Annotated in this window: 16 protein-coding genes and 2 pseudogenes; 16 read left to right on the top strand and 2 right to left on the bottom strand. The window is 68.6% G+C overall.

Features of this window, described 5'->3' with window-relative positions:
* The 15 genes and pseudogenes from AC5L3X_RS35965 to AC5L3X_RS36035 all read left to right on the top strand — a co-directional run.
* A pseudogene (locus AC5L3X_RS35965) lies at positions 1 to 246 on the top strand (ATP-binding protein); the annotation flags it as partial.
* Between the two features lie 55 nt (positions 247 to 301).
* A complete protein-coding gene (gene ffh, locus AC5L3X_RS35970; RefSeq protein WP_189129173.1) occupies positions 302 to 1,858 on the top strand; it encodes a signal recognition particle protein in 1,557 nt (518 codons plus the stop codon).
* Positions 1,859 to 2,061: 203 nt separating this feature from the next.
* Positions 2,062 to 2,502 carry a 30S ribosomal protein S16 gene (gene rpsP / locus AC5L3X_RS35975; RefSeq protein ID WP_189129174.1) on the top strand — a complete coding sequence of 147 codons (441 nt, stop codon included), beginning with the start codon at positions 2,062 to 2,064 and terminating at the stop codon, positions 2,500 to 2,502.
* 1 nt (position 2,503) lies between these two features.
* Complete coding sequence (locus tag AC5L3X_RS35980) at positions 2,504 to 2,749, top strand: RNA-binding protein (protein WP_043634919.1); 246 nt, start codon at positions 2,504 to 2,506, stop codon at positions 2,747 to 2,749.
* Positions 2,750 to 2,835: 86 nt separating this feature from the next.
* Positions 2,836 to 3,336, top strand: a complete 501-nt coding sequence (rimM, locus tag AC5L3X_RS35985) for a ribosome maturation factor RimM (RefSeq protein WP_189129193.1) — start codon at positions 2,836 to 2,838, stop codon at positions 3,334 to 3,336.
* The gene (gene trmD / locus AC5L3X_RS35990) at positions 3,333 to 4,136 is read left to right on the top strand and encodes a tRNA (guanosine(37)-N1)-methyltransferase TrmD (RefSeq protein ID WP_494863038.1); all 804 of its coding nucleotides are present in this window, start codon (positions 3,333 to 3,335) and stop codon (positions 4,134 to 4,136) included. Before rimM ends, trmD begins: the two co-directional genes overlap by 4 nt.
* A gap of 136 nt (positions 4,137 to 4,272) precedes the next feature.
* Positions 4,273 to 4,635 carry a 50S ribosomal protein L19 gene (rplS, locus tag AC5L3X_RS35995; RefSeq protein WP_189129176.1) on the top strand — a complete coding sequence of 121 codons (363 nt, stop codon included), beginning with the start codon at positions 4,273 to 4,275 and terminating at the stop codon, positions 4,633 to 4,635.
* A gap of 194 nt (positions 4,636 to 4,829) precedes the next feature.
* Complete coding sequence (gene lepB, locus AC5L3X_RS36000) at positions 4,830 to 5,690, top strand: signal peptidase I (protein ID WP_189129177.1); 861 nt, start codon at positions 4,830 to 4,832, stop codon at positions 5,688 to 5,690.
* Entirely contained in the window at positions 5,690 to 6,283 is a 594-nt protein-coding gene (lepB, locus tag AC5L3X_RS36005; RefSeq protein WP_494863040.1) for a signal peptidase I, read from the top strand. The genes lepB (AC5L3X_RS36000) and lepB (AC5L3X_RS36005) overlap by 1 nt, the downstream gene beginning before the upstream one ends.
* A gap of 52 nt (positions 6,284 to 6,335) precedes the next feature.
* A complete protein-coding gene (locus AC5L3X_RS36010) occupies positions 6,336 to 7,004 on the top strand; it encodes a ribonuclease HII (protein WP_189129179.1) in 669 nt (222 codons plus the stop codon).
* Positions 7,005 to 7,043: 39 nt separating this feature from the next.
* Positions 7,044 to 7,370: a DUF2469 domain-containing protein gene (locus tag AC5L3X_RS36015; RefSeq protein ID WP_189129180.1), complete on the top strand. Its 327-nt coding sequence runs from the start codon at positions 7,044 to 7,046 to the stop codon at positions 7,368 to 7,370.
* A 226-nt stretch (positions 7,371 to 7,596) separates the two neighbouring features.
* On the top strand, positions 7,597 to 7,950 hold the full coding sequence (locus AC5L3X_RS36020; protein ID WP_494863042.1) for a YraN family protein: 354 nt from the start codon (positions 7,597 to 7,599) through the stop codon (positions 7,948 to 7,950).
* Positions 7,951 to 9,486 carry a YifB family Mg chelatase-like AAA ATPase gene (locus AC5L3X_RS36025; RefSeq protein WP_494863043.1) on the top strand — a complete coding sequence of 512 codons (1,536 nt, stop codon included), beginning with the start codon at positions 7,951 to 7,953 and terminating at the stop codon, positions 9,484 to 9,486.
* Positions 9,487 to 9,526: 40 nt separating this feature from the next.
* On the top strand, positions 9,527 to 10,783 hold the full coding sequence (dprA, locus tag AC5L3X_RS36030) for a DNA-processing protein DprA (RefSeq protein WP_494863045.1): 1,257 nt from the start codon (positions 9,527 to 9,529) through the stop codon (positions 10,781 to 10,783).
* Between the two features lie 480 nt (positions 10,784 to 11,263).
* Complete coding sequence (locus AC5L3X_RS36035) at positions 11,264 to 13,270, top strand: S9 family peptidase (protein ID WP_494863047.1); 2,007 nt, start codon at positions 11,264 to 11,266, stop codon at positions 13,268 to 13,270.
* Between the two features lie 304 nt (positions 13,271 to 13,574).
* Here AC5L3X_RS36035 and AC5L3X_RS36040 read toward each other — a convergent pair whose 3' ends face one another.
* Both AC5L3X_RS36040 and AC5L3X_RS36045 read right to left on the bottom strand, forming a co-directional pair.
* On the bottom strand, positions 13,575 to 13,976 hold the full coding sequence (locus AC5L3X_RS36040; RefSeq protein WP_494863049.1) for an NUDIX hydrolase: 402 nt from the start codon (positions 13,974 to 13,976) through the stop codon (positions 13,575 to 13,577).
* A 26-nt stretch (positions 13,977 to 14,002) separates the two neighbouring features.
* Positions 14,003 to 14,194: pseudogene (locus AC5L3X_RS36045) on the bottom strand (IS256 family transposase); the annotation flags it as partial.
* Positions 14,195 to 14,730: 536 nt separating this feature from the next.
* On the opposite strand from AC5L3X_RS36045, the gene AC5L3X_RS36050 reads away from it, so the two are divergent.
* Positions 14,731 to 15,627 (top strand): tyrosine recombinase XerC, encoded by an 897-nt coding sequence (locus tag AC5L3X_RS36050; RefSeq protein ID WP_494863051.1) that lies wholly within the window; start codon positions 14,731 to 14,733, stop codon positions 15,625 to 15,627.
* Positions 15,628 to 15,630 lie beyond the last annotated feature (3 nt).

The raw sequence follows: 15,630 nt of genomic DNA on the forward strand, positions 1-15,630 counted from the left end.
GCCGACAGTTTCCCGGCGATCGACTACTTCGAGGAGGCGCAGTTGCCCTTCGTGGTGGGCGTCAACGGCTGGGACGGTCAATATGCGCACAGTGACGGGGAGGTGCGTGACGCTTTGACGCTGGCGCCGCACATTCCGCTGATCCGGTTGGACGCCCGCTCCAAGGACTCGGTCAAAAGCGCGTTGATCAATCTCGTGGAACACGCGCTCACCGTCCGGATGGCCGTGCCCGGCTGGAGCGGCTAGCGAAGCGGATAGGCTGAGCACAGACCTATTTTCGCTTCGAGGACTGGCCAACCACGTGTTCGAGACGCTATCCGACCGGCTGACATCGGTCTTCTCCTCCCTCCGATCCAAGGGTCGGCTGTCCGACGCCGACATCGACGCCACCACCCGCGAGATCCGCATCGCGCTGCTCGAGGCCGATGTCGCGCTGCCGGTGGTCAAGGCATTCGTCGCCCAGGTCAAGGAACGCGCCCGCGGCGCCGAGGTCTCCCAGGCGCTCAACCCGGCGCAGCAGGTCGTGAAGATCGTCAATGACGAGCTGATCGAGATCCTCGGCGGCGAGACACGCCGGCTCCGCCACGCCAAGACCCCGCCGACCGTGGTCATGCTCGCGGGTCTGCAGGGCGCCGGCAAGACCACGCTGGCGGGCAAGCTCGCCAGGTGGCTGCGCGAGCAGGGCCACACGCCGATGCTCGTCGCCGCCGACCTCCAGCGGCCCAACGCCGTGCAGCAGCTCCAGGTCGTGGGCGAGCGCGCGCAGGTCGCCGTCTACGCCCCCGAGCCGGGCAACGGCGTCGGCGACCCGGTCGAGGTCGCCCGCCGCTCGATCGACGAGGCCAAGCGTCAGCAGTACGACATCGTCATCATCGACACCGCCGGCCGTCTCGGCATCGACCAGGAGATGATGCGGCAGGCCGCCGACATCCGCGACGCGGTCACGCCCGACGAGGTCCTGTTCGTGGTCGACGCCATGATCGGCCAGGACGCCGTGACCACGGCCCAGGCCTTCATGGAGGGCGTCGGCTTCGACGGCGTCGTGCTCACCAAGCTCGACGGCGACGCCCGGGGTGGCGCCGCCCTGTCGGTCCGGCACATCACCGGCCGGCCGATCATGTTCGCATCCACGGGCGAGAAGCTCGAGGACTTCGACGCCTTCCACCCCGACCGGATGGCCTCCCGGATCCTCGACATGGGTGACATCCTCACCCTGATCGAGCAGGCCCAGAAGACGTTCGACGAGGACCAGGCCGCCAAGATGGCGGGCAAGCTCACCTCGGGCGAGAGCTTCACGCTGGACGACTTCCTCGAGCAGATGATGATGGTCCAGAAGATGGGCCCGATCAAAAACCTGCTCGGCATGATGCCCGGCATGGGGCAGATGCGCGACCAGCTCAACTCCATCGACGACCGCGACCTCGACCGCATCGCGGCCATCATCCGGTCGATGACGCCCGCCGAGCGTCAGGACCCCAAGATCATCAACGGTTCGCGGCGGGCCCGCATCGCGGCCGGCTCCGGCGTGACGGTCAGCGCGGTCAACAACCTGGTCACCCGCTTCTTCGAAGCCCAGAAGATGATGAAGCGCATGGCCGGCGGGATGGGCATCCCCGGCATGCCGGGCGGGCGAGGCAAGGCGACCAAGGCCCAGAAGAAGGGCAAGAAGGGGCGCCGCGTGAGCGGAGACCCGCGCAAGGCCGCCCTCGGCAAGGCGTCCTCCGCCTCCGACGAGACCGAGCCCGCGCCGTCCAAGCAGGGCGGAGTGCTCGGCAACCTCGGCGGCAAGCTGCCGCCGGGCATGCAGCTCCCGCCCGGGTTCGACCCCTCCAAGCTCAACCTCCCCGGCCCGAAGTAGCCGCCCCAGGGGCGGGCCGGACGTGCGGGTCGCGTCGCTGACAGTGGCCCGCGTCTGGCACAATGACATGTTGGAACATCGTGGCCAGGTGGGTGCCCTCTCACCTCCCGCCGGTCGCGCCTGTCCCTGGAGCGAGCATCCCGTCGTGCCCCACTCGATGAGGTGCCGCTCACCCGCGCTCGAATGCAGGAGAGACCACACCCGTGGCAGTCAAGATCAAGCTCAAGCGGCTCGGCATGATCCGCAACGCTCAATACCGCATCGTCGTCGCCGACAGCCGCACCAAGCGTGACGGCCGGGCGATCGAAGAGATCGGCCTGTACCACCCGAAGGAAAACCCTTCGCGCATCGAGGTCAACGCCGAGCGCGCGGCCTACTGGCTGGGTGTCGGCGCGCAGCCGACCGAGCCGGTGCTCAAGCTGCTCAAGCTCACCGGCGACTGGCAGAAGTACAAGGGCGAGCCCGCCCCTGCACCGATGAAGGTCGCCGAGCCGGCGCCCGACCGTCACGCCGTCTACGAGGCCGCGGCCAAGGAGGCGCTGTCCGGTGGAGACACCGGCTCGGTCGCCACCACGCCCAAGAAGGCCAAGAAGAAGGAAGAGGCAGAGGCCCCCGCCGAGACCCAGGCCGAGGGCGAGGCCTGACGTGCTCGAGGAGGCTCTCGAGCACCTCGTCAAGGGCATCGTCGAACATCCAGACGATGTCCGGGTCCGCGCTCGCCGCATTCGCAGCGGGCGCGTCCTGGAGGTCCGGGTGCACCCCGAGGACCTGGGTAAGGTCATCGGTCGCGGCGGGCGCACCGCCAAGGCGCTGCGCACGGTCGTGAACGCCCTGGCCGACGGGAAGTACGTACGGGTCGATCTGCTCGATCTGCACGAAGCAGTCCGTTAGCGTCAGGTCATCGCGCCCTCATCGGTTTCGTCCGGTGGGGGCGCTTGCGGTTGGAAAAGGGTTCACGGTTGGAAGGGTAGGTGCACGTGCAGTTGGTCGTCGGCCGGATCGGCCGTCCCCACGGGGTTCGCGGAGAAGTGACCGTGGAGGTGCGCACCGACGATCCTGAGCTGCGTCTCGCCGTGGGCGCGTCCGTCGAGACCGACCCCGCCGACAGGGGTCCGCTCGTCATCGAGAGCCGCCGCTGGCACAAGAGCATGCTGCTGCTCGCCTTCGCCGGGGTCACCGACCGCGGCGCCGCCGACGAGTTGCGCGGCACCATGCTGGTCATCGACTCGGCCCAGGTGGCGCCGTCCGACGATCCCGACGAGTTTCACGACCACCAGCTGATCGGGCTCACCGTCGAGACCGGCTCGGGCGAGGTCGTCGGCGAGGTCACCGACGTGCTCCACCACGGCCAGGACCTGCTCGTCGTACGTCGTGGCGGTCAGGACGACGCGCTCATCCCGTTCGTCAAGCCTCTCGTGCCCGAAGTCGACCTGGAGGGCGGCAGGCTTGTGGTCACACCGCCCGAGGGGCTGCTGTGACGCGCGCACCCGAGGGCGGCACGCGGCTCGACATCATCTCGATCTTCCCCGAGTACTTCGCGCCGCTGGACGTCTCGCTGATCGGCAAGGCCCGGGAGCGCGGCATCCTCGACGTACGGCTGCACCAGTTGCGTGACTGGGCGCACGACGTGCACAAGACCGTCGACGACACCCCCTACGGCGGGGGGCCCGGCATGGTCATGAAGCCCGAGATCTGGGGCGCGGCCATCGACACGGTGATCGATGACGGCGCGCCCCGGATGATCGTGCCCACGCCGAGCGGCAGGCCCTTCACGCAGGAGCTGGCCCAGGAGCTGGCGGCCGAGCCCTGGTTGCTGTTCGCGTGCGGCCGCTACGAGGGCATCGACTCGCGCGTCATGCTCGAGTACGGCGCCCGCCTGCGGGTCGACGAGGTGAGCATCGGCGACTACGTGCTGGCCGGGGGAGAGGTGGCGGTGCTGGTGATGGTGGAGGCCATCGGCAGGCTGTTGCCCGGCGTGCTGGGCAACGTCCACTCGGCCGTCGACGACTCGTTCGCTCCGGGCGCCATGCGCAATCTGCTCGAAGGCCCCGTCTACACCAAGCCGCCGGTCTGGCGAGGGCACGAGGTGCCGGCCGTGCTCCTGTCCGGCCACCACGGCAAGGTGGCCAGGTGGCGCAGGGACGAGGCGCTGCGCCGGACGATCGCCAACCGGCCCGACCTGGTGGCGGCGATCGACCCCGAGACGCTCGACAAGCGCGACCATGAGCTCCTCGACGAGCTCTCGTTTCGCTTCGGGCCGGAAGATATGGCAAACTGAAGCGCTGCCAACCGTCTTACGGTTGGTCTGTCATGCCTGGGAAACGTCCCGGGTTCATCACATCAGCAGGCGTGTCCGCCGCGAGCCATGGCCGGGTGGACCTCCGCGTGCTCGCGAGACTTTGAGGACATCTCTCATGCACACGAAGATCCAGGAGCTCGAGAAGGCGACCCTGCGCAGCGATGTGCCGGACTTCCGTCCCGGCGACACGCTCGAGGTTCACGTCCGCGTCATCGAGGGCAACCGCTCCCGCGTCCAGGTGTTCAAGGGCTTCGTGCTCCGCCGTCAGGGCAGTGGCGCGCGCGAGACCTTCACGGTCCGCAAGGTCAGCTACAGCGTCGGCGTCGAGCGCACCTTCCCGGTGCACAGCCCGATCATCGAGAAGATCGTGCTCGTGACCCGCGGTGACGTCCGCCGGGCCAAGCTCTACTACATGCGTGACCTGCGCGGCAAGGCCGCTCGCATCCGCGAGAAGCGTGAGGCGGCGCCCGCCAAGTAGCGATCCGTCCCCGGCCGGATGGTGGCCGGGTCACCGGACCGTCTTTACGTACGTACCGGCTCCGCCGAATGGCCCGCGTGATGCGCGGGCCATTCGGCTTTGCTACGGCGTTTCCTTTATGTGGAGCGACCCGGGCGCGGGTGTAGCCTCGGTCGAGGCTCGTCGGGCCGGTGCATCCTCTAGGCTCGTCAGCGATGACTAGCGAGAGTCAGGAGCACGGCGCGGCGCGCCGCCCTGCCAAGGACGAGGTGGACGTGGTCGCCGAAGAGACTCAGAAACCAGCCAAGGGCGCCAAGAAGGACAAGAAGGGGTCGTTCTGGAAAGAACTTCCCGTCTTGGTAGTCGTGGCGCTGGTGCTGGCACTGATCATCAAGACCTTCGTGATCCAGGCCTTCTACATCCCCTCCGAGTCGATGGAGAACACTCTCCTCAAGAACGACCGGGTCCTGGTCAACAAGCTCGTCTACCACACGCGCGACATCGAGCGCGGTGACGTGGTGGTGTTCTCCGGCGTCGACTCCTGGGACGGAGAGTTCCAGCTGGAGGAGCCGTCCAACCCGGTCGCGGCCTTCTTCCGCTGGGTCGGCACCGCGTTCGGCGTGGTGCCCGGCGAGAAGGACTACATCAAGCGGGTCATCGGCGTCGGCGGCGACAACGTCAAGTGCTGCGACTCCAAGGGGCGCATCACGATCAACGGGGTCCCCATCGACGAGGGCGGCTACCTCTACCCCGGCAATGAGCCTTCCGACAGGTTCTTCGACGTCAAGGTGCCCGAGGGGCGGCTCTGGGTGATGGGCGACCATCGTCTGGTCTCCCTCGACTCACGGGCTCACCAGGGTGATCCCGGCGGCGGTTCGATCCCCGAGAGCCAGGTCATCGGACGGGCGTTCGTGATCGTGTGGCCGTTCAACAGGGCCGGCACGCTGCCCATCCCCGACACGTTCGCGCAGCCGGCTCTCCAGGCGCTCGGCGGGGCGGTCCCGTTGGTCGCGGGGTTCGCGCTGGCCGTACCCTTGGTTCTGGTTCGTCGGCGGCTGCTCGTCAAGAAGCGCTGATGGCCGACACCAAGAAGGCGGAGGCAGTGCAGGAGAAGAAGAAAAAGAGCACCTTCCGTGAGACGGTTCTCCTGCTGGTGCTGGGCGTGGGCATCGCCTTGGTGCTGCAGCAGTTCGTGGTCGGGTCGTTCTACATCCCCTCCGAGTCGATGGAGAACACCCTGCAGATCAACGACCGGGTGTTCGTCAACAAGCTCGCGGGCAAGCCCGAACGCGGTGACATCGTCGTCTTCAAGGGCTGGAACGGCGAAGACACCATCAAGCGGGTCATCGGCGTCGGTGGTGACAAGGTGGCGTGCTGTGACTCCAAACGACGGATCACGGTCAACGGCACGCCGCTGGAGGAGTCGTCCTACCTCTATCCCGACGACTATCCGTCCGGCGACGAGTTCAAGGTGACCGTGCCCGCGGGCAAGCTCTGGTTGATGGGTGACCATCGCAGTGCCTCGGCCGACTCGCGCAGCCACATGCAGGAGCCCGGCGGGGGGTTCATCTCCGAGGACACGGTGGTGGGCAAGGCGGTGCTGCGCTACTGGCCGCTGTCGCGCGGGCTGATCTTCACCAAGCCCGAGACCTTCGACAAGGTCAAGTAGGCGTGCTTTCGGTCGCGGTTTGCGGTGATTGAGGCGTACGCTGCCTCTTGTCATGACAGTTGTGTTCCGCCCTCGACCGAGCGTCGTCCGGCGCGATTCCGGACTCTACGCCTATGAGCGAGCGCTGGCCCGCCGCGGCCTGACCCCGATCGCGGGCGTCGATGAGGCGGGCCGGGGGGCCTGCGCCGGCCCGCTGGTCGTCGCCGCGGTCATCCTGCGCCGGCGGATCGACGGGCTCGGCGACTCGAAGCTGCTCACGCCCGCCGTACGAGAGCGGCTCTACGAGCAGATCATGCGATCGGCGGACATCGGCATGGTGGTCATTCCACCGGGGGAGATCGACGCCAGAGGCCTGCACAAGAGCAACGTGTCCGGAATGCGGCGCGCGGTCGCGCAATTGCCCCGTGACCCTGGGTACATCCTCACGGATGGCTTCCCGGTGCCGGGATTGCCGGCTCCGTCGCTGGCGGTGTGGAAGGGGGATCAGGTGGCGGCGTGCATGGCTGCGGCGTCGATCGTGGCCAAGGTGACCAGGGACCGGTTGATGGTCGCGCTGGACACCGAATTTCCTTTTTACGGCTTTGCCGACCATAAGGGGTATGTCACGGCAAACCACCGCTTGGCGCTGGCGACGTACGGCCCGTGCTCGCACCACCGATACTCGTTCGTCACGGTGGCAAGGGAGATGGGCGAGAATGAAATGGGGGCCGGGGTTGCCTGACCAGGCAAACCGGGGGACCGGTACGACAGGAGGACCGCGATGAGCGCAGAGGATCTCGAAAAGTACGAAACCGAGATGGAGCTGCAGCTTTACCGCGAATACCGCGATGTCGTCGGGCTGTTTACGTATGTCGTGGAGACGGAGCGGCGCTTCTACCTGACCAACTCCGTGGACCTCGATGTCCGCACCGCCGAGAACGGTGATGTGTTCTTCGACGTGAAGATGCAGGACGCCTGGGTTTGGGACATGTACCGACCGGCGCGGTTCGTGAAGAACGTCCGCGTGGTCACGTTCAAGGACGTCAATGTGGAAGAGCTGGCCAAGGCCGATCTGGAGATGCCCAAGGAGGGGTTCTCGGGGTCCTGAGCCCGCCGGTTCCGGGGGGTGACGCGGTCGTGGACCGCGTCCTGTGATCTGGTGCCGTCATTCGATCGGTCCTGTCGGGGGCGCCGGGCCTCGCGGCGGGTGACGGCCGGTCGTTCGCAGGGGGATATCCACAAGCGCGGGGTCGGCCGCCGGGTTATCCACAGAATGGAGTTCGGCTCGTAAGGGCTCACCGCGGGTGCGCGAAGGTCGTGCCCGGAGGTGCTACATGGCCGCGAGAAACGCACTCGGCAGGCACGGCGAGCAACTGGCCGTCGACTATCTCACGTCCGAGGGCATGACGATCATCGAGCGCAACTGGCGCTGCTCTCACGGTGAGATCGACATCATCGCCGAAGACGGTCCCGCCCTGGTCGTGGTGGAGGTGAAGACCCGGTCGGGGCGCTCACACGGCACGGCTCTCGAATCCGTGCGACCGGACAAGCTGGCCAGGCTGCGCCTGCTGGCCGCCAGGTGGCTGGCCGGTCAGCCCCGCACGTTCCCCGTCGTCAGGGTCGACGTGATCGCCCTGGAGCGGTTCGCGGGCGACTACTCCCTGCGCCATGTCCGGGGGGCGTTCTAGATGACAGTGGCACGCACCCGCAGCGTGGCCCTGGTCGGCGTGACAGGCCGCACGGTCGAGGTCGAGGCCGACGTGGGCAACGGCCTGGCGGGCATCCACCTCATCGGCCTGCCCGACACCGCGCTGAGCGAGTCGCGCGAGAGGGTCAGATCGGCGACGGTCAACAGCCGGTTCCCCTGGCCCGACGCCCGCATCACCGTGAGCCTCTTCCCGGCCAGCCAGCCCAAGCGCGGCAGCCAGTTCGACCTCGCCATCGCGATCGCCATTCTGGGGGCCGCGGGCGTGGTCCCGGCCGACCGCATCGCCGAGCCGTTCTTCCTGGGCGAGCTCGGTCTCGACGGGCGGCTCAGGCCCGTTCGCGGCGTGCTCCCGTCGGTGCTGAGCGCGGCCGAGCACGGTGACATCACCGTGGTGATCCCGTCGGCCAACGCGGCGGAGGCGGCGCTGGTGCCAGGCGTGACGGTGGTGGCCATGGCCGACCTGCGTCAGCTCGTGGAGTGGCTGCGCACGGGCGACGAGCCGCCCGACCTTGAAGCCGCCCAGCCCAGGGAGCCGTCGCCGTCGACCATCCGTCCCGCGCTCGACCTGTCCGACGTGGTCGGCCAGCCGGTGGCGCGGCGCTCGCTCGAGATCTGCGCCGCCGGAGGCCACAACCTCTGGATGGTCGGGCCACCGGGCACGGGCAAGACCCTGCTGGCCGAACGCCTGCCGACCCTCCTGCCCGACCTCGACCTCGACCACGCGCTGGAGGTGACGGCCATCCACTCCGTCGCGGGCATCCTCCCGCCCGACAGCCCCATGATGAGCAGGCCGCCCTTCGTCGCCCCGCACCACACGGCCACGGCCGCGGCCATCATCGGCGGTGGCAGCGGCGTCGTGCGGCCGGGCGCGGTGTCCCTGGCGCACAGGGGCGTCCTCTTCATGGACGAGGCGCCCGAGTATCCAAGGCATGTGCTCGACTCGCTTCGCCAGCCGCTGGAGTCCGGACGGGTGACGGTGTCGCGGGTGGCCGGCTCCGTCACGTTCCCGGCCAGGTTCATGCTGGTGCTGGCCGCCAATCCCTGTCCATGCGCCCAGCCCCAGGACCAGAGCGAGGGCTGCCGCTGCACGCCGACCGTGAGGCGCCGCTATCTGGGCAGGCTCTCCGGGCCCCTCCTCGACCGCATCGACATGAAGGTCACCGTGGCCCGCTCGTCCAGGCGCGAGCTGATGGCCGACCGTCAGTTCGTCGAGTCGAGCGAGACCGTTGCCCTGCGGGTCCTCATGGCCAGGGAGCGCGCCGCCAAACGACTGTCCGCCACTCCCTGGCGTACTAACGCGGAGATCCCGTCCGCCGCCCTCCACGCGGACCTCCGACCGTCCACCCAGGCGATGAGACCGCTGACGGCCTGCCTCGACTCGGGCGCCCTGAGCGCTCGCGGGCTTGACCGCGTGCTCAGAGTCGCCTGGACCCTCGCCGATCTGGCCGGCCACGACCAGCCTCGGCAGGACGAGACCTCGACCGCCCTCGCCCTCTGGTTGGGAACGAACACATGATCGTCACAGTCCCGTGTCCCCTGTGCTTCGGGGAGCCGCGATGAGCGGCGCCGAGATCGAAGCCAGGGCCGCTCTCATGCGAGCCGCCGACGTCGGTGACACGACCATGGGCCGCCTTGTGGCGTGCCGCGGCGCGGCCGGCGCCGTCGAGGCGATCGCCGCGGGGGCGCTCCCGGCCGACTTCGTCGCCGACGAGGGACGCGAGGAACGTTCCCCCGACCTCGGCCAACGGCTCGGCGTCTGGCAGGCCCGCCTTACGGCGGCCGACCCCGCGGCCGATCTCGCCGCCGGAGAGCGGGCGGGAGCCAGGCTCATCGTGCCGGGGAGCCCCGAGTGGCCGACCCAGCTCGACCAGTTGGGCGCCGGGCGTCCCCTTGGATTGTGGCTCCATGGCTCGGCCGACCTGCGTTTCTCCTGCCTGCGATCTGTGTCCGTGGTCGGCGCCAGGGCCGCGAGCCCGTACGGCGCGCATGTGGCCGCGGAGTTCGGTGTCGGTCTCGGCGAGGCGGGATGGACCGTGGTCTCGGGCGGCGCGTTCGGCATCGACGGCGCGGCTCACCGAGGCACCCTGGCCTCCGAATCCCCCACGGTGGTGGTGCTCGCCTGCGGTGTTGACATCGTCTACCCGAGCGCGCATCACTCGCTGTTCGCCGCGGTCCGCGAGCAGGGGGTGATCATCAGCGAATGCCCTCCGGGGGTCCATCCCACCCGTGCCCGCTTCCTCATCCGCAACCGCCTGATCGCCGCCCTGTCACGAGGCACGGTCGTCGTGGAGGCGGCGCTGCGCAGCGGCGCCCTCAACACGGCCTCCCACGCCCTCACGCTGAACCGCCATCTGGCCGCCGTGCCCGGGCCTGTTACCTCCGAGATGTCCGCCGGCTGCCACCGGTTGCTCCGCGAACGCAAGGCCACCTGTGTGACCACTCCCGAGGAGATGATCGACCTGGTGGGTGTGATCGGCGGTGACCTCGCCCCGCATCCCCGCTGTCCCGCGGTCCCGCGCGACCGGCTCAACGAGGCCACCCGCAAGGTTCTCGACGCCATTCCCAGCCGTGGTGGAGCGGGTCCTGCCTCGATCGCGCTGGCCGCCGGTGTCTCGCTGGACACCACCCTGAGCTCGCTCGGGGGCCTGGCGGCGGCCGGTTACATCGAACGCGTGGAAAAGGGCTGGCGTCTTCGCCGAGCGGTGCCCACGGCCTATCGGAAGGCCGACACCCTGCCGGATCCGGTCGACTCGTCAGGCGCCGACGCCTTTAGCGAGGTGGCGCTCTTCCCGATCAGCTCTCCGGAGGCGTGAGCAGAGGTGGTCATGCGGCGGATGGTGACGCGGAGAGCGATGAGGATCATGGTAAAATATTCTCAGGTGTGGTTGACATCGTCGGTGGATGCGTCGAATCAAGGGCCTTGGTCCGCTCCATCCGGGTTCGCCTCGGAGTTCAGCTGGTCGCCAGCTCGCTTACCGACAGTCGCCCCCATGCCCGTCCGTGGCTCCCGACGCTGTGCTGATCCGGCGAGGGTTCCAAGGCGTGGGATGCGCCAGAGGGCGCTGATGTGCTCGTGTCGGGCGTATGACGGTTCTCGTCGCAATATTCAGAAAAAGCCTGGTGGTCGACTGGTGCAGGGTCCACTTATGGACATCAATGACTTTCCCCGACAGATCGCTCGCACTCAGCGGTTCTCCCTCGGCGTTCCGCGCGCCTTCACTCTGTCTCCCGACGGCCGGCGAGTGCTCTTCCTCCGCACACGCGGAGGCGAGGACCGTACGAGCTGCCTGTGGTTGCAAGAGGGCGACCAGGAGTTGCTGCTCGTGGCCCCGGAGAAGCTCGGTGTGGCCGGGACGGTGCCCGAGGAGGAGAGGATCCGCAGGGAACGAGCACGCGAGCGGGCGACGGGCGTCGTCGCCTACGCCACCGACGCCGAGATGCGCACCGCCTTCTTCGCCATGGACGGCCGGTTGTGGGCGGTGGACACGGCAGGAGGCGACCCACGGCTGGTGCCCACGGCAGGGCCGGTCATCGACCCGCGTCCCGACCCCACAGGAAGCCGGGTCGCTTACGTGACAGGCGGTGCCCTGCACGTCGTGGAGCTTGCCGATGGCGGCGACCGACTGCTGGCCTCACCGGACAATGCGGAGGTGGTCTGGGGGCTCGCCGAGCACGTGGCGGCCGAGTCCATGGGCCGCATGCGCGGCCACTGGTGGTCCCCCGACGGCAGCCGGCTGCTGGCCGCCCGGGTCGACACGACGCCCGTGCAGCGGTGGTGGATCGCAGATCCGGCCAACCCGTCCCGGCCACCCCGCGAGATCGCCTACCCGGCCGCCGGTACCGCCAACGCCGACGTTTCGCTGCACGTGCTCGGCCTCGACGGGCGAGCCGTGGCGCTCGACTGGGATCGGAAGGCGTACGAGTACGTGGCCACCGCAGGCTGGGACGCGCACGGTCCACTCGTCAGCGTCCAGAGCCGCGACCAGCGCACCCTGCTGGTGCTGGCGGCCGATCCGGACACCGGTGAGACGACCCTCCTGCATGAGCAGCGCGACCCCGCCTGGGTCGAGCTGATCGCGGGCACCCCCGCGCGGACGGCGTCCGGCGCACTCGTGCACACCGCCGACCTCGACGACACGCGGCGCCTGCTGGTGGCCGGCCGACCGGTCACCCCCGAGGGGCTGCAGATTCGTGAAGTCCTCGACGTGGCAGGCGAGTCCGTGCTCTTCACCGCCAACGACGAGCCCACCGAGAGCCACCTGTGGGCCTACGACCCGGAGCACGGGCCGGTCCGCTTGAGCGACGGCCCGGGCCTGCACACCGGCCACCGCGCGGGTGACGCGTTGTTGATCGCCTCACACACCGAGGATGGTCATGCCTTCCTCGTGTCGCGAGTCGAACCGTCTGATGCCCGCACCACCGCCTCGCCTGCCCAGGCCGATCACGCGTCTGGAGGGTCGCGGAGCGGGCGCCGGTTCACGGAGATCGCGTCGCTGGGTGCGGAGCCGCTGCTGCTACCACGCGTCACCTGGCTGCTCGCGGGCGAGCGAGAGATCCGCACGGCACTGGTGCTGCCGTCCTGGCACCGGCCCGGTGGTGATCCGCTGCCGGTGCTGATGGCTCCGTACGCCGGGCCGGGCATGCTGCTGGCGATCCGGGCCCGGCACTGGTGGCAGTGCGAGGCGCAGTGGTTCGCCGAAGCGGGCTTCGCCGTGGTGGTCGCCGATGGGCGCGGCACTCCGGGACGCGGTCCCGCCTGGGAGAAGGCCGTCCATCGTGACACCCTCACCGCGCCGCTGGAAGACCAGGTGGCGGCATTGCGCGCCGCCGCCGGGCACTGCCCCGACCTCGACCTGGGTCGGGTGGGCATCCGCGGGTGGAGCTACGGCGGCACTCTGGCCGCGGCAGCGGTGCTGCGGATGCCAGAGGTGTTCCACGCCGGGGTGTCGGGCGCGGCACCGAGTGATCAGCGACTGTACGACACCCACTGGAAGGAACGGTTCCTCGGTCACCCGGACGAGGAGCCGGAGAACTACGAGCACTCCTCGCCGATCGGCGACGCGGCCCGGCTGCGCCGTCCGTTGCTGCTGGTGCACGGCTTGGCCGACGACAACGTGGTGGCCGCGCACACGCTCCGGATGTCGGCCGCTCTCCTCGCCGCCGGTCGTCCGCACCAGGTGCTGCCGTTGTCCGGGGCCACCCACATGCCGACTGCGGAAGCGGCCGTGGAGGGGCTGCTCCGGCATCAGCTGCAGTTCCTGCGTGAGGCGTTGAAGGTTCCTGCCACCTCCTCGGTCTGACCAGGTCACAGGCGCGTGCCCCGGGTGTCTCCCGGGGCACGCGCCTGGTCATGGGTTGGTGCGACCACGGTCCTGTGCTTGGCCATGGAGTTGTGCCTGCATACGGTCCGGTGCTTGGCATGGGGTCGTGCCTGCATACGGTCCGGTAACTGGCCATGAGGGCGTGCCTGAGTACGGTCCTGTCTCCGATCAGATGCTGCCGGCAGGCAGTATGTGTTGCTCGTCCGGTCATCGTGGGTTCCGCGCGGGTGGGCCGCCTCCGAGCAACAGTCAATACCTGTGAATCGGTTTTGGTGTTGGTGAGTCAGTGAAGTTGTCCGGTCTGGTGTAGGTGATCGAAGATGATCTGGTCGACTGGGGACACGCGGTCGCGGTCGGCGTAGCTCAGCCAGGTGACTTCTTCGATCTCGCTGCTGGGCGTCGGTACTCCGTGGTGGTCGGCGGCGTAGCAGGTCATCTGCACGGTGATGCCCTCGGCGTGGCCGTGTGCTTGGGCCTGGTAGGTGCCCACGTGTGTGGCGGTGGCGGGGATGATGGTGATCGAGAGTTCCTCGTCGATCTCGCGGATGAGGGTGTCGAGGTCGGTTTCGCCGGGTTCGCGTTTGCCGCCGGGGATGTAGTAGGCGTTCTTGCCTCGTGACCGGGTGCTGAGGATCTTGCCGTTGTCCAGGTGGATCCAGGCGATCTTGTCGATGATGCGGTTCACCGTGTGCTCCTGTGGTCGAGAGGTGGTCAGGCTGCTAGGTCGTCGGGGCGTTCCAGGAGTTTTCCGTTGGTGAAGACCGCTCTGGCGCGGACGAGGGCGACCAGGTGGGGTGCGTTCACCGCGCGCCGGCGCGCTTGGGCGGATTCGATCAGTTTGAAGGCCATGGCCAGCCCGGCGGCACGGGAACCCGGGCCCTTGGTCACCTTGGTCCGATGCCGGCCAGGCGGGCAGGATCGCCGAGGGGAACCGCCGGCGCTCGCCGGTGGCCTCGTCCATGCGCTTGCCGTTGACGCGTGGAGCTTGCCCCTTGATCGCGCCGGCGACGGTGAGGATCCCCCCGCGGCCGGTGGAGCCGTTGCGCACGACCAGGCGGCGGCCATGCTCGTCGCGCTCATTGGCGGAGGCAGCGAGGTAGGTGTCGATCTCGGCCTACAAGGCCGCAGCGAGCATCTAACGGGCGCCATCACGGACGCTCTGGTCGATCAACGAGGGCGAGGCAGGGGCAGCCGAGCTGTGGTGGTCGTCCGCGGGCAACTCGGGCACTACGGTAAGCGGCACAGGTGTAGCCTTCCCGACCGCCGCGCCAACGTTGGCCTTATCTCGAAACCATCATCGGATGATCCGGGAAAGGAACACCCTTCCCGGCAGATCCACAGGTTCTGATCATTGCTCCCGCCTCTTTAGGTTGTAGGCATTGAGGTGAAGCGGGTAGCCGGGGACCGGGTGCGTCTCGGACTGATGATGGGAGGAGCCCGTGGACGAGGGGCAGCTGGACACGGCTGAGGTGGTGGCCGAGTTCGAACGCTACCTGCGGTTCGAGCGAGATCTTTCGCCGCACACGGTGCGCGCCTATCTCTCGGATGTCGCCGCCTTGATCGACCACCTGGATGGGTGGCTCGAAGGCATGGACATCGGGGCTTTGCGGGAATGGCTGGCGGAGCAGCACGCCGAGGGCAAGGCGAGGGCGACGCTGGCGCGGAGAACGGCCTGCGTCCGCACGTTCACCGCCTACTGTCACCGCCGGGGCTGGCTGCCCGACGATCCTGGACTGTTGCTGGGGAGCGCCAAGGCTCCTCGGCCGTTGCCCGCGGTGCTGGATCAGGAACAGGCTCAAGCCGTGCTTGACGTGCCGATGACCGGGGAGCCCAAGGAACTGAGGGACCAGGCGATCCTGGAATTGCTGTACGCGACGGGCGTGCGGGTGAGCGAGCTGTGCGCGCTCGACGTCGACGATGTGGACCGGGATCGGCATGTCATCCGGGTCATGGGCAAGGGACGTCAGGAAAGGTCTGTGCCGTTCGGGTTGCCTGCTCTGCGTGCGCTGGACAGGTGGTGCGTGCACGGGCGCCCCTTGTGGATACGGACGGGTTCAGGGGCGGCGTTGTTCCTCGGGGTGAGGGGTGGACGGATCGACGCGGGCACGGCGCGACGGGTGGTGCATGCGCGGCTGAGGCAGGTTGAAGGCACGCCGGACATGGGGCCGCACGGGTTGCGCCACACCGCGGCGACCCATCTGCTGGAGGGCGGCGCCGATCTGCGGAGTGTTCAGGAACTGCTGGGACATGCCTCGCTCAACACCACGCAGATCTATACACACGTCTCGATCGAGCGGCTCCGAGCCGCCTACCGGCAGGCCCATCCCAGAGCGTGAACG

The organism is Nonomuraea sp. CX421, assembly GCF_059358955.1.